This window comes from Lysobacterales bacterium, from assembly GCA_014946745.1.
GTDB lineage: Bacteria > Pseudomonadota > Gammaproteobacteria > Xanthomonadales > Xanthomonadaceae > Aquimonas.
In genome coordinates this window covers 2,113,128-2,137,953 of the sequence record JADCRD010000001.1, presented here as the reverse complement: position 1 = coordinate 2,137,953, position 24,826 = coordinate 2,113,128, and the positions used below count along the sequence as shown (strand labels likewise).

General features: G+C 65.2%; 21 protein-coding genes and 4 tRNA genes. 22 read left to right on the top strand and 3 right to left on the bottom strand.

The annotated features are described in order from the left end of the window. Positions 1 to 16: 16 nt before the first annotated feature. From uvrC to H4O13_08280, 5 genes are all read left to right on the top strand, one after another. On the top strand, positions 17 to 1,849 hold the full coding sequence (uvrC, locus tag H4O13_08300) for an excinuclease ABC subunit UvrC (GenBank protein MBE5315385.1): 1,833 nt from the start codon (positions 17 to 19) through the stop codon (positions 1,847 to 1,849). A 120-nt stretch (positions 1,850 to 1,969) separates the two neighbouring features. Beyond that, positions 1,970 to 2,560, top strand: coding sequence for a CDP-diacylglycerol--glycerol-3-phosphate 3-phosphatidyltransferase (gene pgsA / locus H4O13_08295; GenBank protein MBE5315384.1), 591 nt, complete (start codon positions 1,970 to 1,972; stop codon positions 2,558 to 2,560). A 37-nt stretch (positions 2,561 to 2,597) separates the two neighbouring features. Then, positions 2,598 to 2,673, top strand: a tRNA-Gly gene (locus tag H4O13_08290). 110 nt (positions 2,674 to 2,783) lie between these two features. After that, positions 2,784 to 2,857, top strand: a tRNA-Cys gene (locus H4O13_08285). A gap of 31 nt (positions 2,858 to 2,888) precedes the next feature. Then, a tRNA-Gly gene (locus H4O13_08280) sits at positions 2,889 to 2,964 on the top strand. A gap of 190 nt (positions 2,965 to 3,154) precedes the next feature. Here H4O13_08280 and H4O13_08275 read toward each other — a convergent pair. Further along, positions 3,155 to 3,931, bottom strand: a complete 777-nt coding sequence (locus H4O13_08275; GenBank protein ID MBE5315383.1) for an SDR family oxidoreductase — start codon at positions 3,929 to 3,931, stop codon at positions 3,155 to 3,157. 539 nt (positions 3,932 to 4,470) lie between these two features. Here H4O13_08275 and H4O13_08270 point away from each other — a divergent pair. The 17 genes from H4O13_08270 (at position 4,471) to nuoN (ending at position 21,132) form a co-directional block, all read left to right on the top strand. Further along, on the top strand, positions 4,471 to 5,235 hold the full coding sequence (locus H4O13_08270) for a triose-phosphate isomerase (protein MBE5315382.1): 765 nt from the start codon (positions 4,471 to 4,473) through the stop codon (positions 5,233 to 5,235). 12 nt (positions 5,236 to 5,247) lie between these two features. Continuing rightward, positions 5,248 to 5,721 carry a preprotein translocase subunit SecG gene (gene secG, locus H4O13_08265; protein ID MBE5315381.1) on the top strand — a complete coding sequence of 158 codons (474 nt, stop codon included), beginning with the start codon at positions 5,248 to 5,250 and terminating at the stop codon, positions 5,719 to 5,721. A 61-nt stretch (positions 5,722 to 5,782) separates the two neighbouring features. Next, a tRNA-Leu gene (locus tag H4O13_08260) sits at positions 5,783 to 5,867 on the top strand. Between the two features lie 81 nt (positions 5,868 to 5,948). Next, positions 5,949 to 6,305, top strand: a complete 357-nt coding sequence (locus tag H4O13_08255; GenBank protein ID MBE5315380.1) for an NADH-quinone oxidoreductase subunit A — start codon at positions 5,949 to 5,951, stop codon at positions 6,303 to 6,305. Then, the gene (locus H4O13_08250) at positions 6,296 to 6,838 is read left to right on the top strand and encodes an NADH-quinone oxidoreductase subunit B (protein ID MBE5315379.1); all 543 of its coding nucleotides are present in this window, start codon (positions 6,296 to 6,298) and stop codon (positions 6,836 to 6,838) included. The genes H4O13_08255 and H4O13_08250 overlap by 10 nt, the downstream gene beginning before the upstream one ends. Before the next feature lie 7 nt (positions 6,839 to 6,845). Next, positions 6,846 to 7,571: an NADH-quinone oxidoreductase subunit C gene (locus H4O13_08245; GenBank protein ID MBE5315378.1), complete on the top strand. Its 726-nt coding sequence runs from the start codon at positions 6,846 to 6,848 to the stop codon at positions 7,569 to 7,571. A 3-nt stretch (positions 7,572 to 7,574) separates the two neighbouring features. Beyond that, entirely contained in the window at positions 7,575 to 8,828 is a 1,254-nt protein-coding gene (locus H4O13_08240) for an NADH-quinone oxidoreductase subunit D (GenBank protein MBE5315377.1), read from the top strand. A gap of 160 nt (positions 8,829 to 8,988) precedes the next feature. Continuing rightward, positions 8,989 to 9,516 carry an NADH-quinone oxidoreductase subunit NuoE gene (nuoE, locus tag H4O13_08235; GenBank protein ID MBE5315376.1) on the top strand — a complete coding sequence of 176 codons (528 nt, stop codon included), beginning with the start codon at positions 8,989 to 8,991 and terminating at the stop codon, positions 9,514 to 9,516. A gap of 104 nt (positions 9,517 to 9,620) precedes the next feature. Continuing rightward, a complete protein-coding gene (gene nuoF / locus H4O13_08230; GenBank protein ID MBE5315375.1) occupies positions 9,621 to 10,934 on the top strand; it encodes an NADH-quinone oxidoreductase subunit NuoF in 1,314 nt (437 codons plus the stop codon). Continuing rightward, positions 10,931 to 13,255 (top strand): NADH-quinone oxidoreductase subunit G, encoded by a 2,325-nt coding sequence (locus tag H4O13_08225; protein ID MBE5315374.1) that lies wholly within the window; start codon positions 10,931 to 10,933, stop codon positions 13,253 to 13,255. Before nuoF ends, H4O13_08225 begins: the two co-directional genes overlap by 4 nt. A gap of 6 nt (positions 13,256 to 13,261) precedes the next feature. Then, positions 13,262 to 14,332, top strand: coding sequence for an NADH-quinone oxidoreductase subunit NuoH (nuoH, locus tag H4O13_08220; GenBank protein ID MBE5315373.1), 1,071 nt, complete (start codon positions 13,262 to 13,264; stop codon positions 14,330 to 14,332). Positions 14,333 to 14,342: 10 nt separating this feature from the next. Beyond that, complete coding sequence (nuoI, locus tag H4O13_08215) at positions 14,343 to 14,831, top strand: NADH-quinone oxidoreductase subunit NuoI (protein MBE5315372.1); 489 nt, start codon at positions 14,343 to 14,345, stop codon at positions 14,829 to 14,831. Positions 14,832 to 14,867: 36 nt separating this feature from the next. Continuing rightward, positions 14,868 to 15,482 carry an NADH-quinone oxidoreductase subunit J gene (locus tag H4O13_08210; GenBank protein MBE5315371.1) on the top strand — a complete coding sequence of 205 codons (615 nt, stop codon included), beginning with the start codon at positions 14,868 to 14,870 and terminating at the stop codon, positions 15,480 to 15,482. Further along, complete coding sequence (gene nuoK, locus H4O13_08205; GenBank protein MBE5315370.1) at positions 15,479 to 15,784, top strand: NADH-quinone oxidoreductase subunit NuoK; 306 nt, start codon at positions 15,479 to 15,481, stop codon at positions 15,782 to 15,784. The genes H4O13_08210 and nuoK overlap by 4 nt, the downstream gene beginning before the upstream one ends. A 286-nt stretch (positions 15,785 to 16,070) precedes the next feature. Continuing rightward, the gene (nuoL, locus tag H4O13_08200; protein MBE5315369.1) at positions 16,071 to 18,128 is read left to right on the top strand and encodes an NADH-quinone oxidoreductase subunit L; all 2,058 of its coding nucleotides are present in this window, start codon (positions 16,071 to 16,073) and stop codon (positions 18,126 to 18,128) included. Between the two features lie 34 nt (positions 18,129 to 18,162). Further along, positions 18,163 to 19,674 (top strand): NADH-quinone oxidoreductase subunit M, encoded by a 1,512-nt coding sequence (locus H4O13_08195; GenBank protein ID MBE5315368.1) that lies wholly within the window; start codon positions 18,163 to 18,165, stop codon positions 19,672 to 19,674. Positions 19,675 to 19,689: 15 nt separating this feature from the next. Then, complete coding sequence (gene nuoN, locus H4O13_08190) at positions 19,690 to 21,132, top strand: NADH-quinone oxidoreductase subunit NuoN (protein MBE5315367.1); 1,443 nt, start codon at positions 19,690 to 19,692, stop codon at positions 21,130 to 21,132. A 137-nt stretch (positions 21,133 to 21,269) separates the two neighbouring features. Here the strand turns inward: nuoN and asnB are convergent, their stop codons facing one another. Together asnB and H4O13_08180 are read right to left on the bottom strand one after the other, a co-directional pair. Beyond that, entirely contained in the window at positions 21,270 to 22,940 is a 1,671-nt protein-coding gene (asnB, locus tag H4O13_08185; protein ID MBE5315366.1) for an asparagine synthase B, read from the bottom strand. Between the two features lie 141 nt (positions 22,941 to 23,081). Further along, complete coding sequence (locus tag H4O13_08180) at positions 23,082 to 24,653, bottom strand: HDOD domain-containing protein (protein ID MBE5315365.1); 1,572 nt, start codon at positions 24,651 to 24,653, stop codon at positions 23,082 to 23,084. Positions 24,654 to 24,826 lie beyond the last annotated feature (173 nt).

Sequence of the window (24,826 nt, the reverse complement as noted above, 5' to 3'; positions counted from 1 at the left end):
GCAGTAGGCGAAACGCATGAACAGCGAAGCGGAGCCTGGCTTTGACGGCAAGGAGTTCGCAGGCCGCCTGACGCTTGCACCTGGCGTCTATCGAATGGTCGCCGAGGACGGGAGCGTCCTGTACGTCGGCAAGGCCGCGAGCCTGCGCAAGCGCGTCGCCAGCTACTTCACGCGCAGCCCGCGCGAGCCGCGCCTGCGGGTCATGATCAGCCAGATCGCCAACATCGAGATCACCGTAACCCGCAGCGAGGGCGAGGCCCTGCTGCTGGAGAATCAGCTGATCAAGTCGCTCAAGCCGCGCTACAACATCCTGCTTCGCGACGACAAGAGCTACCCCTATATCCATCTCACCCTGGCGGATGAGACCCCTCGTATCCGCTTTCACCGCGGCCCGCGCAGCCAGCCGGGACGCTACTTCGGGCCTTATCCAGGCGTCACCGCGGTACGTGAGACGCTGGCGCTGATCCATCGTCTGTTCGGTCTGCGCAGCTGCGAAGACAGCGTGTTCCGCAACCGAACCCGGCCGTGCCTGCAGTATCAGATCCAGCGCTGCAGCGGCCCGTGCGTGGGTTTGGTCGAGGCCGACGAGTACGCTGAATCGGTGCGGCGCGCTGCGCTTCTTCTGGATGGGCGCAGCGAGGATCTCCTGGGCGAGTTGGCGACATCGATGGATCGCGCTGCCGAAGCCCTGGAGTTCGAGCGCGCGGCCAAGCTGCGCGACACCGTCGCAGCGGTTCGCAAGGTGCAGGCGAGGCAGGTGGTGGATGGCGAACACGCAGAGCTTGACGTCTTGGCCTGCGCACTCGAAGGCAGCCGGGCCTGCGTACTCTTGTTGAGCTTCCGCGATGGCCGCAACCTGGGCAGCCGAAGCTTCTTCCCGAAACTCAACGGTGCCGAAGACGCCGCAGAGGTGCTTGGCGCATTCCTCACCCAGCACTACCTGGAGCAAAGTCCGCCAAGAGAGATCGTGCTCAGTCATGAGGTGCCCGACCAGGATCTGATTGAGCGCGTGTTGGGTGAGATCGCCGGCCGCCGCATCGAGCTAAAACTGCAGGTGCGCACAGATCGCGCACGTCTGCTGCAGCTGGCCAGGCAGAACGCCGAGCTTGCGCTGCGCAGCGAGTTGGCTAGCGCGGCCAGTCAGCGGGCCCGCCTCGACGCACTGCAGGCCCTGCTCGATCTTCCTGAGCCGCCGCAGCGGATCGAGTGTTTCGACATCAGCCACACACAGGGCGAAGCCACTGTCGCCAGCTGCGTCGTGTTCGATCCCGAGGGGCCCGTGCGCGCCCACTATCGGCGCTACAACATCAGCGATATCACGCCTGGCGACGACTACGCCGCCATGCAGCAGGCCTTGACGCGACGCTTCCGGCGCGCCGTCGAGGACGGCGTGCTGCCCGACCTGCTGCTGATCGACGGTGGCAAGGGGCAGCTGGAGCAGGCGCTTGGCGTGCTGTCCGAACTCGACGTCCAAGGCGTCGCAGTCATCGGCGTTGCCAAGGGCGAAGAGCGCAGGGCAGGGCACGAAACTCTGGTTTTCCCTGACGGCCGTCTGCTGCGGCCCGGCCCGGACTCGCCCGGCCTCCATCTGATCCAGCAGGTGCGCGATGAAGCCCACCGTTTCGCCATCACGGGCCACCGCGGACGTCGCGCAAAGGCGCGCGAGCGCAGCAGTCTAGAAGACATTGAAGGCATCGGCGCCAAGCGCCGCGCGGCCCTGCTGAGACACTTCGGTGGGCTGGCAGGGCTGAAGCGCGCAGGCGCCGAGGACATCGCCCGCGTCGAAGGCATCAACGAGGCATTGGCGCAGCGGATCTACGCAGCGCTCCATGGCCTGGAGCCCAGCTAAAACTGAGGCAAAAGCCACCGCCCCGGACGACACGCACCACAAGCGCTTCCCGAGCGGGCAGAATTGAGGCTCCGAGCCCAACCGCGCTTTGCGCGGAGCGCCGCGCCGACGGAAGCATGCGTGCCCCTGAATCTGCCCAACCTGCTGACCCTGTTCCGTATCGCTCTGATTCCGGTGCTGGTGCTGGTGTTCTACCTGCCCTATGAGTGGACCAACCTCGCTGCCGCGCTCGTCTTTGCGGTGGGTGCGATCACCGACTGGGCGGATGGCTACATCGCGCGCCGCTACGGCATGTTCTCCGCCTTCGGCGCCTTTCTTGACCCGGTTGCTGACAAGCTGGCGGTGGCGGTGGCCCTGGTCATCATCGTGCAGGCGCACCCGACCGTCTTCATGGCGCTGGTCGCCGCGGTGATCATCGGGCGCGAGATCACCATCTCCGCGCTGCGCGAGTGGATGGCTGAGATCGGCCAGCGTGCGACCGTGCGCGTCGCTGCAATCGGCAAGATCAAGACCATCGTGCAGATGGTGGCCCTGGTGATGCTGCTCTACCGGGAGGATCTCCTGGGGTTGCCGGTGTTCCTGATCGGTGAGGTGCTGCTGGCGGCGGCGGCTGTGCTGACGTTGTGGTCTGGCATGCAGTACCTGCTGGCGGCCTGGCCGGCGATGCGAGGTGACACCGCGGCCGAGAAAAAGTCCACCGACGAGGCTTGACACGTCATCTTCGATCCCTACAATGGCGGGCTCCAGTGCGGGAATAGCTCAGTTGGTAGAGCACGACCTTGCCAAGGTCGGGGTCGCGAGTTCGAGTCTCGTTTCCCGCTCCAGATCCACGAAACCCCGTGGTGACTTCGGTCCTTCGGGGTTTTGTTTTTAGGCGTAACGCCGGGCTGCATACGCAGTCCCGATGTCGCGCCGGTGTTAGAAGCACCGCCACGGCCTGGTGGCAGAGTGGTCATGCAGCGGCCTGCAAAGCCGTGTACGCCGGTTCGATTCCGACCCAGGCCTCCATTCTTCGGAATGGACAGAAAACAAGAGTTCTGCGGGAATAGCTCAGTTGGTAGAGCACGACCTTGCCAAGGTCGGGGTCGCGAGTTCGAGTCTCGTTTCCCGCTCCATTGAAAGCCCCGGGCGCGAGCCCGGGGCTTTTTCTTTGTCCACTGTCGGTCCAGCGGGCTTTTCTGCTGCGGCATCGGTCGACCCGACGTGCGATCAGGCAAGCCTCCTCGCCGGTCGGGTCGATCGGCGGCTCGGCCCGGCGGGCGCCGGCCTCTCGACCTCTCTCTGGCGAGCCATCAGCCCGGGGCTTCATTCGAGTGAGCGAAAGTCCCGCGAGCGCTTCTGCACCAGCTTCAGCGCCCAGCGATCGGGCAGCAGTTGGCTGAAGGCCTTGATCAGCCGGTTGGCGCGGCCTGTCACGTGGACGATCCTGCCGGCCGCGAGCGCATCAAGCCCTTCGCGCGCCACCTCCTCGGCGCTCATCCACATCCACTTCGGCATCTTCGACACCTGCGGACGCGTGCCGGTGATGTCGTGGAACTCTGAGTAAGTGAAGCCAGGGCAGAGCGCACAGACTCGAACTCCGCGTTCGGCGTTCTCCAGCGCGAGAGACTCGGAGAACTTGATCATGAAGGCCTTCGAGGCCGCATACAGGGTGTGGCCCGCGGAGCCGGGCACGTGGCCGGCGAGCGAGGCCACGTTCAGGATCTCGCCGCGACCGCGACGCTGCATCGCAGGCAGCAGGCGCCAACTCAACTCGCATACGGACGTGACCATCACCTGCAGAAAGCGCGCGTGCTGATCCCAGCTGGGTATGTGGTACGCGCCCGGCAGCCCGTAGCCGGCGTTGTTGACCAAGCCCTCCACCTCGAGTCCGCGTTCCTTCAGGGCGTGCGCGATTCGCTCGGGTGCGGCGGGGTCGGCGAGATCGGCGGTGAGCACCTCCACCGGCACCTGTGCACGCAGGCTCTCCGCGAGCTGAAGCAGGCGGTCTTCGCGACGAGCCAGAAGAACGAGTGCTCGCCCTCGACGGGCGTACTCGCGCGCCAAAGCCTCGCCAATGCCTGCAGAGGCGCCAGTAATCAGGGTGTAGTGAACGCTCACGGATTCCGACTCATCGCTGTGGGGTGTAGAGCGTAGCGGTTGCCTGCGCTAGCCGCGCGACGGGCGCGCTTGCAAGCCAAGCGCTGCGAGTCTTGGGGCGCGATCAGTCCGGGCGGCGTAGGTCGAGCGTGAGCGCTTCGCAGCGGCGCTGCGTGAGCTCCGGGCCGGCATCCTCCAGCTGTCTCTCGTACTGTTTCTTCGGGCGACTTCGCCGAGTGGCGTTGTGAGTTCGGCGGCTGCTTGGCGGCCCTCGAAGCTCGCTTGCCGGTGCGCATCCGTCCGACAGGGCGCGGCTGGACTCGCGTGGGGCTCAGCGCCCTGTCGGAGTTCCTTCAGGGCGCGAAGCGCGGACAGGGCGTTCCGTTCGCCGCCCGAAACCGACTGCTGGCCCGGGGGGGGCGCCAATGCAGCGGGATGTCGTCGAGCGCTGAGTGCTGCATGCCACGCGAGCCAGATGCGATGCGACTCGGCAACGCGTATCCTCCGCCGCCCGCTCGTTCCACACTGGTCTCGGAGATCGCATGCGCAGTCCGATCGTCGCCGGCAACTGGAAGCTCAACGGCAGTCGCCGCAGTGCGCGCGCGCTGCTCGATGCTGTTCTCGACGCCGGCCTGCCCGGCAACACGCGAGTCCTCGTGTTTCCGCCGCTTGCCTACCTCGCCGAACTGGTAGACGCGTACGCGGGGAGCGCTCTCGAGTTCGGGGCGCAAGATGTGTCTGAACACACCAAAGGCGCATACACCGGCGAAGTGGCCGCCGAGATGCTGGCGGATATCGGTGCGCGTTGGACCCTGGTCGGACACAGTGAACGTCGCGCCTACCACGCGGAAAGCTCTGACTTGGTTGCCCGCAAGGCGCGTGCAGCCGCGGACGCGGGCCTTACCCCTGTCGTTTGCTTCGGTGAGACGCTTGCAGAACGCCAGTCGGGGGCGACCGAAGGGGTGCTCCGCTCGCAGCTTACGCCGGTGCTGGCTCTTGATGGCGCCGTCCTCGGTCGCTGCGTGTTCGCCTACGAGCCCGTGTGGGCCATAGGCACCGGGCTCACCGCAAGTCCGCAGCAGGCGCAGCAGGCCCATGCATTCCTCCGTAGCGAAGTCGCCGCAGTCGATGCTAATATGGCGAACTCGCTGGTCATCCTGTACGGCGGCAGCGTCAAGCCGGACAATGCGGCAGCGCTGTTCGCGCAGCCGGATGTCGATGGCGGATTGATTGGCGGCGCGGCTCTGGTCGCTGCTGATTTTCTCGGGATCGTGGCGGCAGCCAGGCCCCGTGGCCAAACCCGGTAACTATCGAACTCAATGTCCTCGACCGTCCTGACACTCGCCAATATCCTCTACGTCCTGGTCTCCGTGGCCATGATCGTGATGATTCTTTTGCAGCGCGGTGCGGGTGCGGCCGCGGGATCCGGCTTTGGTGCCGGGGCCTCGGCAACGGTCTTCGGTGCGCGCGGTTCCGCGAACTTCCTCTCGAAATCCACCGCCATTCTCGCCACGCTGTTCTTTGTGATCAGCCTTGGCATGGCGATGTACGTCGCTCGGGGCGGTCTGAAGGGCGCTCCCGGCGACGACCTCGGTGTGATGGGCGACATCGCCGCCCCTGCTGCACAGATCCCGGATGCGGCTGGAGAGCAGCCGACGGCGATTCCTGCGGCTGAGCCTGCCGCGGCGCCGTCCGCCGTGGAAGCCGTGCCGGCCGCGGAGACCGACGCAGTTCCGGTCGAGAAGGCGGAAGTTGAGAAAAATCCCCCGTCGGAGGGTGGGTCTGGCGAATGATCGCCTGATACAATCCGACATCTGCCGGGTGCTACGCGAAAAGCGTTTCCCGGCATCCCTTGCCCAGGTGGTGGAATTGGTAGACACACTATCTTGAGGGGGTAGCGGCGCAAGCTGTGCGGGTTCGAGTCCCGCCCTGGGCACCAACATCCTGAAACGGCAGCGGAGCTGCACTCGCGCTCTCCGCTGCGCTGATGCGCCCGAGCGCGGCGCGGAGGTGGCGACGCGTGTTGGCTGATTACCTGCCGATCCTGATGTTTCTCGGCGTAGCTGCCGGCATTGGCGTGGTCCTGCTCTTCTTGGGCTGGCTGCTGGGCCCGAAGTCGCCGGACGGCGAGAAGGGCTCACCCTACGAGTGCGGCTTCGAGGCCTTCGAAGACGCGCGCATGAAGTTTGACGTGCGCTTCTACCTCGTCGCCATCCTCTTCATCATCTTCGATCTCGAAATCGCCTTCCTGTTTCCGTGGGCGCTGGTGTTCAAGGACATCGGTGTGAGCGCGATCGCCGCCATGGCGGTGTTCCTGGGCATCCTCGTGATCGGCTTTATCTACGAATGGAAGAAGGGAGCGCTGGAATGGGAGTGAGCCAGCTGCTGCACAATCCCGAGCCGATCGGTCGTCTCGACGACATCCTCCGGCCCGAGGGCGAGAACCCTCTGCTGGAGCGCGGCTTCGTGACCACTTCGGTCGACGCGCTGCTGAACTGGGCGCGCACCGGCTCTATGTGGCCAATGACGTTCGGTTTGGCCTGCTGCGCCGTGGAAATGATGCACGCCGGCATGTCGAGGCTTGATCTGGACCGCTACGGTGTGATCTTTCGCCCGTCCCCGCGACAGTCGGACGTGATGATCGTGGCCGGCACTCTGGTCAACAAAATGGCCCCGGCCTTGCGCAAGGTCTATGACCAGATGCCCAACCCCAAGTGGGTGATTTCCATGGGCAGCTGCGCCAACGGCGGTGGGTACTACCACTACTCCTACTCGGTGGTCCGCGGCTGCGATCGCGTGGTGCCGGTCGATGTCTACGTGCCGGGCTGCCCGCCCACGGCTGAGGCCTTGATCTACGGCATCTTGCAGCTGCAGAAGAAGATCCGCCGCACCAATACGATCGCGCGCTGAGCAGGCCATGGCAGACGAAAACTCCACCCTGGCGGATCGCCTGCGCGCCCGCTTCGACGGCAAGCTGCAGAAGCTGCACGTCGAGCGCGACGAAACCACCATCGAGGTCGCGCCCGACAGCCTGATCGAGATCTGCCGCACGCTGCGAGACGAGGCTGAATTTCGCTTCGAGCTTTTGGTTGACGTCAGTGGCGTCGACTACCTGGGCTTCGGTGACGTCGAGTGGGACACCGCGGACGTCTCTGCCGAGGGCTTCTCGCGCGGGGTGGAAGGGTACGGTCCGGGCCGCTTCAACTGGGAGCAACGCCCGGCGGTGTCGTCAGGCGCGGGCCGCTTCGCTGCGGTCATCCATCTGCTCTCGATCGTTCACAACCGCCGTCTGCGCGTGCGCTGCTTCGGCGCTGATGACGCGCTGCCGGTGGTGCCCAGCGTCACCGAGCTGTGGCCCGGTGCCAACTGGTTCGAGCGCGAGGCGTTCGACCTCTATGGCATAGTCTTCGAAGGTCATCCTGACCTGCGCCGCATCCTCACCGACTACGGTTTCGTCGGTCATCCGTTCCGCAAGGACTTCCCGCTGATCGGCAACGTTGAAGTGCGCTACGACCCGGAGAAGGGGCGCGTGGTGTACGAGCCGGTCAGCATCGATCCGCGTGTCGGCGTGCCGCGCGTGGTCCGCCACGATTCACGCTACGAGCAGGCCCAGGCCGAGCGCAGCGCAGGGCAGGGCAAGTAAGCCATGCAGGAAATCCGCAACTACACGATGAACTTCGGCCCGCAGCATCCAGCTGCGCACGGCGTGCTGCGTCTGGTGCTGGAGCTTGACGGCGAGACCGTGGTGCGTGCCGACCCTCACGTGGGGCTGCTGCATCGGGGCACCGAGAAGCTGGCTGAGTCCAAGCCCTTCAACCAGTCGATCGGCTACATGGATCGCTTGGACTATGTCTCGATGATGTGCAACGAGCACGCATACGTGCGTGCCATCGAGAACCTGCTGGGGATCCAGGCGCCGGAACGTGCGCAGTGGATTCGGACGATGTTCGACGAGATCACGCGTATCCTGAACCACCTGATGTGGGTGGGTTCCAACGGGCTCGATCTCGGCGCGATGGCGGTGATTCTGTACGCCTTCCGCGAGCGCGAGGAGTTGATGGACTGCTACGAGGCGGTCTCTGGTGCGCGCATGCATGCGGCCTATTACCGTCCGGGCGGCGTCTACCGCGACCTGCCAGACCGCATGCCGCAGTACAAGGAATCGCCCTGGGCCAAGGGCAAGGAGCTCAAGCGCCGCAATGCTTGGCGCGAAGGTTCGATGCTGGACTTCCTTGAGGCGTTCACCGACGACTTCCCCTCGAAGATCGATGAATACGAAACCCTGCTGACCGACAATCGCATCTGGAAGCAGCGGACTGTCGGCATCGGCGTGGTCACACCCGATCATGCTCTGGCCTGGGGCATGAGCGGCCCGATGCTGCGTGGCTCTGGCATCGCTTGGGATCTGCGCAAGAAGCAGCCCTACGCCAAGTACGCCGAGGTCGACTTCGACATCCCGGTGGGTGTCAACGGCGACTGCTACGACCGCTACCTCGTGCGTGTCGAGGAGATGCGCCAGAGCAATCGCATCATCAAGCAGTGCATCCAGTGGCTCCGCGCCAATCCCGGCCCGGTAATGCTCAAGAACTTCAAGGTGTCGCCGCCCTCCCGCGAGGAGATGAAGGACGACATGGAAGCCTTGATCCATCACTTCAAGCTGTTCACCGAGGGCTACTGCGTGCCGGCCGGTGAGACCTATGCCGCGGTCGAGGCGCCCAAGGGCGAGTTTGCGTGCTACCTGATTTCCGACGGCGCGAACAAGCCGTTCCGCGTCAAGCTTCGTGCCCCCGGATTCGCGCATCTGTCCTCGATGGACTCGATCGTGCGTGGGCACATGCTGCCGGACGTGGTGGCGATGATTGGCACCTACGACGTCGTGTTTGGAGAGATTGATCGATGAAGCGGGGATCGGGGATTGGGGATTGGGGATTGGGCAGCCCGAGGCTAATGGGCGCTTCTGCGACATGCGTGCCCACGCCCACCTTGAAGCCCATCTCGCTTGCGGCTGAAGCTGCTGCTGCAATCCCCAATTCCCAATCCCCAATCCCAGCTCTCCATCCATGAAAGCCACCGGCAATTTCGAGACGGTACGCGAGGTCGATCCGCTCGCCGTGCTCAGCGAGCACACCCGCCATCACATCGACCACTGGGTCACCAAGTTCCCGCCGGATCGCAAGCGCTCGGCGCTGATCCAGGGCCTGATGGCGGCGCAGGAGCAGAACGGTGGTTATCTCACCGATGAACTCGTCACCGCGGTGGCACGCTACCTCGACCTGCCCTCGGTCTGGGCCTACGAGGTCGCCAGCTTCTACTCGATGTTCGAGCTGAAGCCGGTGGGTCGCAACAATGTGGCGATCTGCACCAACATCAGCTGCTGGTTGAACGGCGCCGAGGATCTGGTCGCCCATGTCGAGAAGCGTCTGGGAATCAAGCTGGGCGAGAGCACTGCGGACGGCCGCATCTACCTGAAGCGCGAGGAAGAATGCCTGGCCGCCTGCTGCGGGGCGCCGATGATGGTGGTCAACGGCCACTACCACGAGAAGCTCACCCCGGCATCGATGGACCAGATCCTGGATTCGCTGAAGTAGGGGCCGCCGGCCGCGACGTTTGGACACCGAACGCCGCGCCACACCTGCTTTGGCAGGCCTGTCGCCATCCTGCGGCGGGCAGATGAGTAAGAGGCGAGAAGTCAATGGCGTACGGACCGGAACCGCAAGAGCACAGCGTTGTCTACACCACGCTTCATTTCGATAAGCCGTGGAGCTACGAGAACTACCTGAAAGTTGGTGGTTATCAGGCGCTGCGCCGAGTGCTGACTGAGAAGATCCCGCAAGAGCAGGTGATCGATATGGTCAAGCAGAGCGGTTTGCGTGGTCGCGGCGGCGCGGGCTTTCCGGCTGGCTTGAAGTGGAGCTTCATGCCGCGCAACGCGCCGGGCCAGAAGTACATCCTCTGCAACTCCGACGAGTCCGAGCCAGGCACCTGCAAGGACCGCGACATTCTGCGCTACAACCCGCACGCGGTGATCGAGGGCATGGCGATCGCCTGCTACGCCACGGGCAGCACGGTGGCCTACAACTACCTGCGCGGCGAGTTCCACCATGAGCCCTTCGAGCACTTCGAGGAAGCACTGAAGGACGCCTACGCCAACGGCTGGCTGGGCAAGAATGTGCTGGGCTCGGGCGTTGATATCGATATGTATGCAGCCCTGGGCGCTGGCGCCTACATCTGCGGCGAAGAAACTGCGCTGATGGAGTCGCTGGAGGGCAAGAAAGGCCAGCCGCGCTTCAAGCCGCCGTTCCCGGCCAACTTCGGTCTGTTCGGCCGGCCGACCACCATCAACAACACAGAGACCTACGCCTCGGTCCCGGCCATCATCCGCAACGGCTCCGAGTGGTTCCTAAACCTCGGCAAGCCCAACAACGGCGGGCCGAAGGTGTTCTCGGTGTCGGGCCACGTCAACACCCCGGGCAACTTCGAGATCCGTCTGGGCACGCCGTTCAAGGATCTGCTGGCCATGGCCGGCGGCGTACGCGGCGGTCGCAAGCTGAAGGCGGTGATCCCGGGGGGCTCCTCGATGCCTGTGCTTACGGCCGACGTGATCATGGACCTGACCATGGACTACGACGCCCTGCAGAAGGCCGGCTCAGGCCTGGGTTCGGGGGCGGTGATCGTGATGGACGAAACCACCTGCATGGTCAAGGCCTGCCGCCGCATCTCGCAGTTCTACTACAAGGAAAGCTGCGGCCAGTGCACACCCTGCCGTGAAGGCACGGGCTGGATGTACCGTGTGCTCTCGCGCATCGTCGATGGCAAGGGCACAGTCGAGGACGTCCACATGCTGAAGGCCGCCGCCGGCCAGATCGAAGGCCACACCATCTGCGCCTTCGGCGAAGCGGCCGCCTGGCCGGTGCAGGGCTTCCTGCGCCACTACTGGCATGAATTCGAGTACTACGTGACCCACGGCCGTTCGATGGTCGAGTCCCAGCTTGGAGCCGCCGCATGAGCGCCGCGCCGTCCGCGCCCAACGCGGCACCCGACCAGGTCAACGTCGAAATCGACGGCACCGCCATGGCGGTACCGAAGGGCTCGATGATCATCGAGGCCGCCGACAAGGCCGGCATCCCGATCCCGCGCTTCTGCTACCACAAGAAGCTGCCGATCGCGGCCAACTGCCGCATGTGCCTGGTCGACGTTGAGAAGATGCCCAAGCCCGCGCCGGCCTGCGCCACGCCGGTGATGGAGGGCATGAAGATCTACACGCAGTCCAAGCGTGCGCTCGACTCGCAGCGCAACGTCATGGAGTTCCTGCTGATCAACCACCCGCTGGACTGCCCGATCTGCGACCAGGGCGGCGAGTGCGAGCTGCAGGACGTGGCCATGGGCTACGGCCGCTCTGTCAGTCGCTTTGTCGAGCGCAAGCGCGTGGTGCCGGACGAGAACGTTGGGCCGCTGGTTGCCACCGACATGACGCGCTGCATCCACTGCACCCGCTGCGTGCGCTTCGTCGGCGAGATCGCCGGCACCTACGAGCTGGGCGGCATGGGTCGCGGCGATCGTTTGGAGATCGGCACCTACATCGGCAAGAACATCGACAGCGAGCTGTCGGGCAACATCATTGATGTCTGTCCGGTCGGCGCGCTGACCAACAAGCCCTTCCGCTATCGTGCCCGCGCCTGGGAGCTGGCGGCGCGTGAGTCGATCGGCTACCACGACGCGCTGGGTTCGAACCTGTATCTGCATGTGCGCCGCGGCGAGGTGATGCGCGTGGTGCCGCGCGACAACGAGGCGGTCAACGAGAGCTGGCTGTCGGATCGCGACCGCTACAGCCACACCGGCCTGACTGCTGCCGATCGCGCCACCACCGCGCTGGTGCGCGAGGGCGCGAACTGGAAGGCAGTCAGCCTGGAGCAGGGCATCGCCCGCGCCGCCGAGCTGTTGCGCGCAGCCAGTGGAGAGCAGACCGGTCTGCTGGTGCATCCGTCGACATCGCTGGAAGAGGGCGCTCTGCTGGCGCGGCTCGCTGCGGGACTTGGCTGCGCCAACATCGATCATCGCCTCGGCACGCTCGATTTCGCGGATGCACCGGTCGCCACCCCGTTCGAACTGCCCCTTGCGGAGATAGAACAGGCTCGCGCCGTCCTGCTGGTTGGCTGCAACCCGCGCCTTGAGGCGCCGATCCTTGGGCATCGCATCCGCAAGGCCTGGAAGACGGGCGCGAAGATCAGCGCCATCAACGCGGTCGACTTCGATTTCAACTTCGATCTGAGCCACAAGGCAATCGTCGCCCCGCAGGCGATGGTCGAATCGCTGGCGGCCGTGCTGGCCGCAGCGGGAGCCGCGACCGACAGCTTGCCTGCCGAACTGGCGGCGCTGGTCGCAAGTGCGCAGATCGAGGACGGTCATCGTGCGGTCGCCGAACAGCTGAAGTCGGCGAGCGTCGCCCTCATCCAGCTGGGGGAAGGCGCGCTCGGCCACGGTAATGCCTCGTGGCTGCGTGCGTTGGCGGCCGCGCTGTCGCGCGCCACCGGCGCGCGCTTGAACCTGCTGGAGCGTGGCGCCAACGCCTTGGGCCTTGCCCGCGCTGGCGTGTTGCCCACAGGCCTCGACGCCCACGCCATGCTGGCTCAGCCGCGCAGCACCTACGTGCTGTATGGCATCGAGCCGGAGTTCGACTTCGCCGACAACACCCTGGCCCTGCAGGCGCTTTCGCAGGCCAAACAGGTCGTGGCCTTCAGCGCTTTCGTGACCGAAACGCTGAAGCGATGCGCCAATGTGATTCTGCCGATTGCGCTGTTGCCTGAAATCGAGGCGAGCCTGCACAACGCGCAGGGGCAAACCCAGCTCGTCAATGCCGGCGCCAAAGCCCCCGGCGAAGCCCGCGCGGGCTGGCGTCTGCTGCGCGCGCTGGGTGAGGTCCTGCGGATCAAGGGCTTTGACTTCATCGATGTTCATGGCCTGCGTGCCGAGATCACTCTGTCTGAACCGAAGAGCGGGGCGGGGCTGTCCAAGCGTGAGCCGTCGGAAGGCCTGCAGCGCGTTGCGACCACGCCGATCTACCGAGCAGATGCCGTGCTGCGTCGCGCCGAGCCGCTGAACGCCCACAGCCTGACCCGCGGTCCGCGCGTGTTGCTGAATGCGGCGGATGCGTTGGCGGCGGGTCTGTCAAACGGCGCGATGGCGAAGGTCGGCGACGGCCGCGGTCAGGCCACCCTGCAGGTCGAAGTCAGCGGCCGCGTGCCGCGCGGCGCGGTCTGGATCGAAACCGGCTACGGCGCGACCGCGCCGCTGGCGCCTGCGGGCGCGCTCACCGTGGCGAAGGTGTAAGGCCCCATGCTGTCGCTCATCGAACCCATCCGCGAGTTCTTCCTCAGCTTCGGCGACATCGGGCTGCTGGTCTGGACCCTGATCAAGATCCTCTGCATCACGGTTCCGCTGATCCTCGGCGTCGCCTACTTCACCCTGTTCGAGCGCAAGGTGATCGGCTGGATGCATGTGCGCCAGGGGCCTGTCTATGTGGGCCGCGTGTTCGGCATCGGCTTCATCCAGCCCTTTGCTGACGTGTTCAAGCTGCTGTTCAAGGAAGTGGTGCTGCCGAGCAACGCTAATCTCTTCCTGTTCCGCCTTGCACCGGTGCTGGCGCTGGCTCCGGCCTTCGCGGCCTGGGCAGTGGTGCCTTTTGAGGACGGCATGGTGCTCGCCGACATCAACGCCGGCCTGCTGATGCTGCTAGCGATGACTTCGATGGGCGTGTACGGGGTGATCATTGCCGGCTGGGCCTCGAATTCGAAGTACGCCTTCCTTGGCGCGATGCGTTCGGCGGCGCAGGTGGTCAGCTATGAAATCGCCATGGGCTTTGCGCTCGTCGGCGTGCTGGTGGCCTCGGGCAGCCTCAACCTGAGCGCGATCGTCAATGCGCAGGGCGGTGACGCCGGCTTCTTCGAATGGTTCTGGCTGCCGCTGCTGCCGCTGTTCGTCATCTACTTCATCTCTGGCGTGGCCGAAACCAACCGCGCGCCCTTCGACGTCGCCGAAGGCGAGTCGGAGATCGTTGCCGGCTTCCACGTCGAGTATGCGGGCTCGGCTTTCTCGGTGTTCTTTCTCGCCGAGTACGCCAACATGATCCTGATCAGCTTCCTCTCGGCTCTGCTGTTCCTGGGCGGCTGGCTGTCGCCCTTCCAGGGCTGGACGGATTCCTGGTTGGGCCAGCCGAGCGTGATCTGGCTGCTCGCCAAGGCCGTGCTGTTCGCCTTCTTCTATGTGTGGTTCCGCGCCAGCTTCCCGCGCTACCGCTACGACCAGATCATGCGCCTGGGCTGGAAGGTGTTCATCCCCATCACCATCGTCTGGATCCTCGTCGCCGCCTGGGCGGTGCACGCGGGCTGGTTCACGGCCAACGCCTGAGGATGACCGAATGAACCGCGTTATCTCCTACTTCAAGAGCCTGCTGCTGATCGAACTGCTGCAGGGCATGTGGCTGACGCTGAAGTACTTCTTCAAGCCGAAGTACACGCTGGCCTATCCCTTCGAGAAGATCCCGCAGTCGCCGCGCTTCCGCGGCCTCCACGCGCTGCGCCGCTATCCCAACGGCGAAGAGCGCTGCATCGCCTGCAAGCTGTGCGAGGCGGTGTGCCCGGCGCTGGCGATCACCATCGACTCCGAGCCGCGCGAGGATGGCAGCCGCCGCACCACGCGCTATGACATTGACCTGTTCAAGTGCATCTTCTGCGGCTTCTGCGAAGAAAGCTGCCCCGTCGACTCGATCGTGGAAACCCACATCCACGAGTACCACTTCGAGAAGCGCGGCGAGAACGTCGTCACCAAGTCGCAGCTGCTGGCCATTGGCGACCGCCTCGAGGCGGAAATCGCCGAACGCCGCAGCCTCGACTCCGCCTACCGCTGATCCAGGCCTGCGCCTGAACGACCTGGAGCCCTCGGCATGAGCTACCCCCTGATCGCGTTCTACCTGTTTGCCTCGGTCGCCGTCCTCTCGGCGCTGGCCGTGGTGTCCGTGCGCAACCCCGTGCACGCGGTGCTGTTCCTGATCCTCACCTTTTTCTCCAGCGCCTGCCTGTGGATTCTGGCCGACGCCGAGTTTCTCGGTATCGCGCTGGTGCTGGTCTACGTCGGCGCGGTGATGGTGCTGTTCCTGTTTGTAGTGATGATGCTCGACATCAAGTTCGCGCCGCTGCGCGAGGGCTTCGCGCGTTACCTGCCGGTCGGCATCGTGGTCGGCATCGTGATGGCACTGGAGATGATTGCCCTGATCGGCCTGGCCCGTTTCGGTGAGGCCCTGCCGGCCACCGATCCGGCCGCCGCCGCCGGCATGTCGAATACCGAGTGGCTGGGCCGCGCTCTGTTCACTCAGTATCTGTATCCGTTCGAGCTGGCGGCGGTAATCCTGACGGTGGCCATCGTCGCCGCGATCGCCATCACCTTGCGCCGCCGGATCAACGTCAAGGCCCAGGATCCGGCTCGCCAGGTGCTGGTGCGCCGCGAGGACCGCATCCGCCTCGTCAAGATGAAGGCCGAAACCCCGGAGACCCGCCAGTGATCACGCTCGGCCACTATCTCGCTGTTGGCGCACTGCTGTTCTGCATCGGCGTCGGAGGCATCTTCATCAACCGCAAGAACATGATCGTGCTGCTGATGAGCATCGAACTCATCCTGTTGGCGGTGAACATGAACTTCATCGGCTTCTCGCGCCATCTCGGCAGCGTCGACGGCCAGCTGTTCGTGTTTTTCATCCTGACGGTAGCCGCGGCGGAAGCGGCCATCGGCCTCGCGATTCTGGTTGCCCTGTTCCGTGCGCGTTCGACGATCAATGTCGGTGAGCTCGATTCGATGAAAGGGTGAGGTCCGCGCGAGCCACTGGCTCGCGCCGGCCGAACGTCCGCGCAAGGATGCGCGGGCCGGCGGTCGGAAGGCCTCGGGTGAGCGCCATAGATGGCAGCGACACGCAGGATTCAAGGCGCGCTCGGCTCGGCCGTGCGCGAAGCAAGAGGGGGGCGCTCCCGGGCCTTACCTTGCGATGGTTTCGGTAGCAAACAAGCCGCGCCGCGCACCCGTTCCACCGCGCAGGCCGCAGCCCAAGGCCGCAGGGCAACCCGCAGTGCCGCACGCATAGCAATGGAAACGAGCCGTGATATCTGAAAACGTACTCCTGTTGATCGCGCTCGCGCCCCTCTTCGGCGCCATCGTCGCTGGCCTGCTCGGCAAGCAGATCGGTCGCGCCGGCGCGCACTGGGTGACCATCCTCGGCGTCGCTGTGTCCTGCGCGCTTTCGGTGCAGGTGCTCTACCAGCTGGTCTGGGGCGGGGCGCCAGTCTTCAACGAGAACATCTACACCTGGTTCGAGATCGGCGAGTATTCGGCGCATGTCGGCTTTCTCGTGGACCGCCTCACCGCGATGATGATGGTGGTGGTCACCTTCGTGTCCTTGCTGGTGCACATCTACACCATCGGCTACATGGAAGAAGACCCGGGCTACCAGCGCTTCTTCGCCTACATCAGCCTGTTCACCTTCTCGATGCTCATGCTGGTCATGAGCAACAACTTCCTGCAGCTGTTCTTCGGCTGGGAAGCGGTGGGTCTGGTGTCTTACCTGCTGATCGGCTTCTGGTACAAGAAACCTTCGGCGGTGTTCGCCAACATGAAGGCGTTCCTGGTCAACCGCGTCGGTGACTTCGGCTTCCTGCTGGGCATCGCCGGCGTGCTGTACTGGCTGGGTACGCTGGATTACCAGACCGCCTTCGACAACGCCCCACAGCTGGCTGGTTTGACTGTCGAGATCTGGCCGGGTGCGCAGTGGGCGGTGCCGACCTTCATCTGCATCTGTCTGTTCATCGGCGCCATGGGCAAGTCGGCGCAGGTGCCGCTGCACGTCTGGCTGCCGGATTCGATGGAAGGCCCGACGCCGATCTCGGCCCTGATCCATGCCGCGACCATGGTCACCGCTGGCATCTTCATGGTGGCGCGCATGTCGCCGCTGTTCGAGATGAGCGAGACCGCACTCGCCTTCGTGCTGTTCATCGGCGCCACCACGGCGCTCTTCACCGGTCTCATTGGCGTGGTGCAGAACGACATCAAGCGCGTGGTGGCCTACTCGACCCTGTCGCAGCTGGGCTACATGACCGTGGCGCTGGGTGTGTCCGCCTATGCCGGCGCGGTGTTCCACCTGATGACCCACGCGTTCTTCAAGGCCCTGCTATTCCTGGCCGCGGGCTCGGTGATCATCGGCATGCACCATGAGCAGGACATGCGCCGCATGGGCGGCCTGCGCAAGTACATGCCCATCACCTGGATCACCAGCCTGATCGGTACCTTGGCCCTGGTGGGCACGCCCTTCCTGTCGGGCTACTACTCGAAGGACACCATCATCGAAGCCGCCGGCGTCGCCGCGGGGCAGGGGGGCTGGGTGCAGCACTACGCCTACTGGGCGGTGATGCTGGGTGTGTTCATCACCAGCTTCTACAGCTTCCGACTGCTGTATCTCACCTTCCACGGCCCCGAGCGCTTCCGCGACGCGCATGCGCACGACGATCATCACCACGATGCGCACCACGACGACCACGGTCATGGCCACGGGGCGCACGAACCGCACGAGTCGCCTTGGGTGGTGACCCTGCCGCTCATCCTTCTGGCAATTCCCTCGATCGCGATCGGCTTCCTTACGGTCGGCCCGATGGTGTTCGGCGACTACTTCGCAGGGGCAATCACCGTGCTGCCCGAGCACGACAGCCTCGCCGGCGTCGCCGCCAAGCTGTGGCATGACGCGCACGGCTGGGTTTCGGCGGCTGTCGGTTTTGGCCTGCATTTCTATGCCTCTCCGGCCTTCTGGCTGGCGTTCGCGGGCTTCGCCGCTGCGACCTACCTCTACTTGTTCAATCCGGATCTGGCCGCGCGCATGCGTCAGAGCTTCGCTCTGCCGGTGCGGGTGCTGGAGAACAAGTACGGCTTCGACGACTTCAACCAGGCCGTGTTCGCGCGCGGCAGCCTGAAGCTCGGTCGCCTGTTCTGGAAAGCCGGCGACACCGCGGTCATCGACGGCATTGCGGTCAATGGCTCGGCCGCGCTGGTGGATCGCATTGCCGCGGTGGTGCGCAACGTCCAGTCCGGCCTGATGTACCACTACGCCTTCGCCATGATTCTGGGCCTGATCGCGCTGCTCGGCGCGCTGATCTGGTCACTGCGCGTGTAACGCGCGGCATACGGACTACAAGGAAAAAACGCCGATGCCCTCGACCCTTCCCCTGCTCAGCCTGCTGATCTGGTTGCCCATCCTGGGCGGCTTCGCAGCGCTTGCCTTTGGCTCTGAACGCGCGAACCAGGTGCGCTGGTTCGCCCTGCTGGTGACGCTCGCCACCTTCGTGCTCAGCATCCCGCTGTACACCGGCTTTGACGCCAGCTCGGCGGCCATGCAGTTCGTCGAGAAGCACGTCTGGATCGAGGCCTTCAAGATCCACTATCACCTGGGCGTCGATGGCATCGCCCTGGCCCTGGTTCTGCTCACCACCTTCACGAGCGTACTGGTGCTGATCGGCGCCTGGAGCTCGGTGGACGAGCGCGTGCACCAGTACATGGCCGCCTTCATGATCCTCGAAGGCCTGATGATCGGCGTGTTCTGCGCGCTGGACGCTGTGCTGTTCTACGTCTTCTTCGAAGGCATGCTGATCCCGATGTTCATCATCATTGGCGTCTGGGGCGGCTACCGCCGCATCTACGCCTCGATGAAGTTCTTCCTCTACACGTTCCTGGGCTCGATCTTCATGCTGGTCGGCCTGGTCTACCTGTATCTGAAGGGCGGCAGCTTCGCGCTGGCCGACCTGTACGCGCTGCCGCTGACCGCCACCGAGCAGATGTGGCTCTTCTTCGCGTTCTTCGCGGCCTTTGCGGTGAAGATCCCGATGTTCCCGGTGCACACCTGGTTGCCCGATGCCCACGTCGAGGCGCCGACCGCGGGCTCGGTGGTGCTGGCTGCGATCATGCTGAAAATCGGTGGCTACGGCTTCCTGCGCTTCACCCTGCCGATCGTGCCGGATGCCGGCCACGAGTACGCGTGGTTGATGATCACCCTGAGCCTGATCGCGGTGGTCTACGTGGGCCTCGTGGCCCTGGTACAGGAAGACATGAAGAAGCTGATCGCCTACTCCTCGATCAGCCACATGGGCTTCGTCACTTTGGGCATCTTCATCGCCTTCGCCTTGGTGCGTGGTGGGCGGACTGACGGCGCCGAGCTCGGTCTGCAGGGTGCGATGGTGCAGATGATCAGCCATGGCTTCATCTCGGGCGCCATGTTCAGCTGCGTGGGTGTGGTGTACGACCGCATGCACACCCGCATGATCAAGGACTACGGCGGTGTCGCCAACGTCATGCCGATGTTCGCTGCGTTTTTTGTGTTGTTCGCCATGGCCAACAGTGGTCTGCCGGGCACCTCCGGCTTCGTCGGCGAGTTCATGGTGATCCTGGCGGCTTTCCAGCAGAGCCCCTGGATCGGCGCGATCGCCGCGCTCACGCTGATCATCGGCGCCGCCTACACCCTGTGGATGGTCAAACGCGTGCTGTACGGCGAAGTGGCGAACGCCAACGTCGCCGCGCTCAAGGACCTGCGTGGCCACGAATTCCTGGTGTTGGCCCTGTTCGCCGCGGCGGTTCTCTATTTCGGTATCCATCCCAAGCCGCTGACCGACCTGATGGACGCCTCCATCGCCCAACTCGCGGCCCAGCTTGCCGCCAGCAAGCTGTAAGCGAGGACGACGACCATGATCACTGTCTCCGATTTCATCCCGCTCACTCCCGAGCTGTTCCTGCTCGGCGCTGCCTGTGTGCTGCTGCTGGTCGACTTGTTCATCAGCGATGCGCGCCGCGGCCTGACGCACTTTCTGGGTCTGCTGACCCTGCTCGCCACCGCCGCCCTGGTGCTGCGCGACGGCATCGCCGGCGAGGCGGTTACCGCGTTCGGCGGCATGTTCATCCGCGACGGCGTGGCCGACGTCCTGAAGGTGTTCGTGCTGATCGTTACTGGCGCGGCCTTCGTGTACGCCAAGCCCTATCTGCAGGACCGCGGCTTGTTCAAGGGCGAGTTCTACGTGCTCTGCCTGTTCGCCGTGCTCGGCATGATGGTGCTGGTCTCGGCGGGCAACTTGCTCAGCCTGTACATGGGGCTCGAACTGCTGGCGCTGTCTTCCTATGCGCTGGTCGCCATCGATCGCGACAACAAGCTGGCGACCGAAGCGGCGATGAAGTACTTCGTGCTGGGCTCGCTGGCCTCCGGCATGCTGCTGTACGGCATGTCGATGGTCTACGGCGCCACCGGCAGCCTGGACATCGCGACGATCCACGCGGCTCTGGGCGGCGTTGGCGACAACCGCGGCATCCTGCTGCTGGGCGTGGTTTTCCTGGTGGTGGGCATCGCATTCAAGTTCGGCGCAGCGCCCTTCCACATGTGGCTGCCCGATGTGTACCAGGGCGCGCCGACGGCGGTCACTGCTTTCATCGGTTCGGCGCCCAAGCTTGCCGCCTTCGGCATGGCTTACCGGCTGCTCGAAGGTGCTTTGGGCGATGTCAACGAGTGGCGCCACATGCTGGCTTGGCTGGCGGTGCTGTCGCTTGCGGTGGGCAACGTGGTGGCGATCGCGCAAACCAACCTGAAGCGCATGCTGGCCTACTCGACCATCTCGCACGTCGGATTCCTGTTCCTCGGCCTTGCGGCGGGCACCGCCCACGGCTACGCAGCCGCGATGTTCTACGCCATCAGCTACGCGATCATGTCGGTCGGCGCCTTCGCCGCGATCATGCTGCTGGCGCGCAAGGGCTTCGAGGCTGAAGAGATCAGCGACTTCCGCGGCTTGAACCAGCGCCACCCTTGGTTTGCCTTTCTGATCCTTCTGCTGATGGGCTCGCTGGCCGGCTTCCCGCCGCTGTTCGGTTTCTGGGCCAAGTTGACGGTGCTTGAAGCGGCGGTGGGCGCCGACATGCTGTGGTTGGCCCTGGTTGCGGTGGTGTTCGCAGTGATCGGCGCCTTCTACTACCTGCGCGTCATCCGCACCATGTACTTCGACGCGCCGGAAGACGGCAACAACCATGCGCTGAGCCCGGACCCGCAGCTGCGTTGGCTGTTGGCAGTGAACGGCCTGGCGATGCTGGTGTTGGGGATCTTCTGGAGCCCCATCATGCAGTGGTGCCTGCGCGCCACCGGCGCGTGATGGCCGCGTAGCCAGCCGGCGCAGCCTCAGGGGCGTCGACGCTGCGCATTCGCGGAGGAACGCTACAAACTAAGAAGGGCGCTCCGAGGAGCGCCCTTCTTAGTTTTCGGGGGGCTCGGGCAACCGGCCCGCCGCGATCAGTAGGCGCTTTCGTGCACGGCCTGCACCGCGCGGCCCGAAGGGTCGACGATGTTCTTCAGGCTGGCGTCCCACTCCAGTGCCGCTGCCGTGGAGCAGGCCACCGACGGCCCCCCGGGCACGCACTCTGCCGCCCAGGCCTGCGGGTAGTGGCGCTCGAAGATCTCGCGGTAGAAGTAGGCTTCCTTGCTGACCGGCGTGTTGTAAGGGAAGCGGAACTTGGCGCTCTCCATCTGCGCGTCGCTGATCAGGGCCGCGGCATGCGCCTTAAGCGAGTCGATCCAGCTGTAACCCACACCGTCGGAGAACTGCTCCTTCTGCCGCCACAGGATCTTGTCGGGCAGATAGCCGGCGAAGGCTTCGCGCAAGAACTGCTTCTCGATGCGGCCGCGCTGCTTGCCTGAGAGCTTGACCTCCGGGTTGAGCGACATCGCCACATCAATGAAGCCGCGATCGAGGAACGGCACGCGTGCCTCCACGCCCCAGGCCGACATCGACTTGTTGGCGCGCAGGCAGTCGAACAGATGCAGGGCATCGAGCTTGCGCACGGTTTCCTCGTGCAGGGACTTCGCATCCGGGGCCTTGTGGAAGTACAGGTAGCCGCCGAACAGCTCGTCCGAACCCTCACCGGAAAGCACCATCTTGATGCCCATCGCGCGGATGCGTCGCGCCATCAAGTACATGGGCGTCGAGGCGCGGATGGTCGTCACGTCGTAGGTTTCGAGGTGGTAGATGACATCTGACAGCGCGTCGATGCCCTCCTGCACGGTGAAGTGGAACTCGTGGTGCACCGTGCCGATGTGCGCCGCCACTTCGCGTGCCGCCTTGAGGTCGGGCGATTCCTTGAGACCCACGGCGAAGCTGTGCAGCTGCGGCCACCAGGCCTCGGTCTTCTCGTCCTCTTCGACGCGGCGGGCGGCGTACTTCTTGGCGATTGCCGCGACCAGCGAGGAATCCAGCCCACCCGAGAGCAGCACGCCATAGGGCACATCGCTCATCATGTGTGACTTCACCGCGGCCTCAAACGACGCGCGCAGGGCGGCGCGATCGGTGGGGCCGTCCTTCACCGCGTCGTACTCGCGCCAGCCCGGGTGGTAGTACCGGGTCGGCTCGGCATCACCCTTCGCCCAGTAGTGGCCGGGCGGGAACTCGCGGGCGTCCTTGCAGACCGGAGCGAGTGCCTTGAGCTCGGAGGCGAAGTACAGATTGCCGTGAGCGTCGTGGCCGTAGTACAGCGGAATGATGCCGATCGGATCGCGCGCCACCAGCCAGTGGTTCTTCGCGTCGTCCCACAGCACGAAGGCGAACATGCCCTCCAGCTGATTCAGGAAGTCGTGGCCGAACTTGCGATACAGGGGCAGGATCACCTCGCAGTCGGAGTGGGTCTGGAAGGCGTAGTCCGACTCCAGTGCCGAGCGCAGCTGGCGGTGGTTGTAGATCTCGCCGTTGACGGCCAGCGCCTGCGTGCCCTCGGGCGACAGCAGCGGCTGCGCGCCGGAGTCGACGCCGACGATGGCGAGACGCTCGTGCACCAGGATCGCCCTCTCATTGGCATACACGCCCGACCAGTCCGGGCCGCGATGGCGCATGCGGCGCGACAGGTCCAGCGCCTGCGTGCGCAGCGCGGCCGGATCGGAGCGGAGATCAAGGATGCCGAGAATCGAACACATGGACTGCAGGCCGCCGTCAGCGAGGAGTGAAGGCCGATTCTATGCCAGCGACTCACGGGGGGGTCGCCGCACCGCAGGCCTCACGACGCTTCGGACTTCACCCGTCGAACTTACCTGCGAGGAGCGGCACAGTGATCCGGACTATTGGCGCGATGCGCCTTCGTTACGCCTCGCCAGCTGACGTGTGAAGGCGGGCCCGAAGCTCTCCACCGAGCGTCGGAAACGCGCAAACGTCTCCAGGCTGGCCTCGGCGCCTCCCTGGCCGGCGTCCGCCCACCAGAAGCCGACCGCGCGACCTTGCACCGCCACCGTGGCCAGCAGCATGCCGCTTTCTGGCGGCCACTCGGCCAGGGCGGCGGGGAGCTTGCTGCCGATACTCGGGCGCTGCGATTGCGAGACGCGAAAGGCCACGCCGGGCTGTGCCAGCAGCAGCTTGACCAGACCGGGCGACTGGGAGGGAAGGCGCAAGCCGCGGTCCGCTTCGCCCGGCGCGAAACCGACGCTGAAGTGGCAACCGAGCATTGCCGGGTCAGTGTCGCGCAGGAACAGCGCGCAGCGCTTGAGGCCGAGCGCCGCGAACAGCCGCACGCTGTCGCCCAGAAGACTGCGCAGATCCGGATGCCCGGCGTGGCAACGCTCGGCGAAGCCCTGGGCTGGGTCCTCCGTGGTTGGCGGATGGGCGGCTTGGGATGTCGCTGCACTCACAGCCGTCGCAGGCGCGCCTGCGAGGCGCACCCCAGCCTGGCGTCGCAGCGCGCGGGGCGAGCGCGGCGGCCGCAGCAGCCCAGCCGCCGGTGCAGCCACATCACTGCCGAACATCGCTTCGTGGCTGGCGAACAGAGCCTGTCGATGCACGCCGCGCTGAACGTCCTCCACCGGTCGCGCAGACACCGCCGCAAGCGTCTGCAGCAGACGGCGCGTTCGAAGGCTGTGCCAGTCGACCTGTGTTTCGAGAGCCAGTGTCTGTGCGAGGCCGCACAGCAGCCCGCGTTCGCGTAGCGCAGCCTTCAGCGCGGTTGATAGGTCGGGTGCTTGCGCTTCGCTACGAACTTGATGGGCCGCGTTCGCGAGCAGCTTGGGTGGCCAGCGGCATGCGTTCAGCAGAACATCGGCCTGACGCAATCCGAGATCCTGCAGATGCCAGGCATTGAGTGTGTCCAGGTCCGCGCCAAGCAGTTCGCGCTCGACGCGGGCGCGGCGTTCGCCTGCCTGCACGCGGCTTTCGATCTGGGCCGCCAGCGCGGGCGCCGCCAGCGGAAGCTTCCATCGGGCCACGCCGAGAAGAGTGAGCGTCGACAGGCGCGCGTCTTCGTCGGAGGCCAGCGCGCTGCGCAGCCACTGAGCAAGAAACAGCCAAGCCAGCCGACTGGTCGCCATGGCCTGCAGGCTGAGCAGATGGCCAGGCTGATCGCGTTGGTAGCGCAGCACGGGCAGGCCGCGCAGCAGGCGTTGAACGCCGCCGCTGCCGAGCCGGTGAATGCCTTGCTGCAGTCCGCGCAGCTCATCGTCAGCGGAGTTCTTGCTGTTGACGGACTGCAGGATCGCGAGCGCAAGAGCGGGTTCGCGCTCCGCCAGCGAGTGCAGTTGCTTCAGGTCTATGGCGTCGCCCAGAGCAAGCCGGTGATCCGCGTCCGCGGCAACCCGCGGCAGGGCGGTCTGCTTAAGTTGCTGCAGCAGCGGCGCGAGGTGGGGGGGGCGGGGCGGTGCGTTCAACTGGGATCTCGGCGGAGAGGCGTCAGGACGTGGCGCATGCGGGAGCGTGCGATGGCGCGCGCTGTCGCCGTGCAGTTTCCATGCCTTGGGGCTTCTGGCGACACGGATCATGCCCATCCAGAACGTCATCCGTCGTCGCGAGTCGGGCGCATGTCCAGAGTCGCTTGCGTGGG

Bases quoted from the DNA above. Each gene is read 5' to 3' on its own strand.
- uvrC (MBE5315385.1), top strand. From the start codon at position 17: ATGAACAGCGAAGCGGAGCCTGGCTTTGACGGCAAGGAGTTCGCAGGC.
- H4O13_08270 (MBE5315382.1), top strand. From the start codon at position 4,471: ATGCGCAGTCCGATCGTCGCCGGCAACTGGAAGCTCAACGGCAGTCGC.
- secG (MBE5315381.1), top strand. From the start codon at position 5,248: ATGTCCTCGACCGTCCTGACACTCGCCAATATCCTCTACGTCCTGGTC.
- H4O13_08250 (MBE5315379.1), top strand. From the start codon at position 6,296: ATGGGAGTGAGCCAGCTGCTGCACAATCCCGAGCCGATCGGTCGTCTC.
- H4O13_08245 (MBE5315378.1), top strand. From the start codon at position 6,846: ATGGCAGACGAAAACTCCACCCTGGCGGATCGCCTGCGCGCCCGCTTC.
- H4O13_08240 (MBE5315377.1), top strand. From the start codon at position 7,575: ATGCAGGAAATCCGCAACTACACGATGAACTTCGGCCCGCAGCATCCA.
- nuoE (MBE5315376.1), top strand. From the start codon at position 8,989: ATGAAAGCCACCGGCAATTTCGAGACGGTACGCGAGGTCGATCCGCTC.
- nuoF (MBE5315375.1), top strand. From the start codon at position 9,621: ATGGCGTACGGACCGGAACCGCAAGAGCACAGCGTTGTCTACACCACG.
- H4O13_08225 (MBE5315374.1), top strand. From the start codon at position 10,931: ATGAGCGCCGCGCCGTCCGCGCCCAACGCGGCACCCGACCAGGTCAAC.
- nuoH (MBE5315373.1), top strand. From the start codon at position 13,262: ATGCTGTCGCTCATCGAACCCATCCGCGAGTTCTTCCTCAGCTTCGGC.
- nuoI (MBE5315372.1), top strand. From the start codon at position 14,343: ATGAACCGCGTTATCTCCTACTTCAAGAGCCTGCTGCTGATCGAACTG.
- H4O13_08210 (MBE5315371.1), top strand. From the start codon at position 14,868: ATGAGCTACCCCCTGATCGCGTTCTACCTGTTTGCCTCGGTCGCCGTC.
- H4O13_08195 (MBE5315368.1), top strand. From the start codon at position 18,163: ATGCCCTCGACCCTTCCCCTGCTCAGCCTGCTGATCTGGTTGCCCATC.
- nuoN (MBE5315367.1), top strand. From the start codon at position 19,690: ATGATCACTGTCTCCGATTTCATCCCGCTCACTCCCGAGCTGTTCCTG.
- asnB (MBE5315366.1), bottom strand. From the start codon at position 22,940: ATGTGTTCGATTCTCGGCATCCTTGATCTCCGCTCCGATCCGGCCGCG.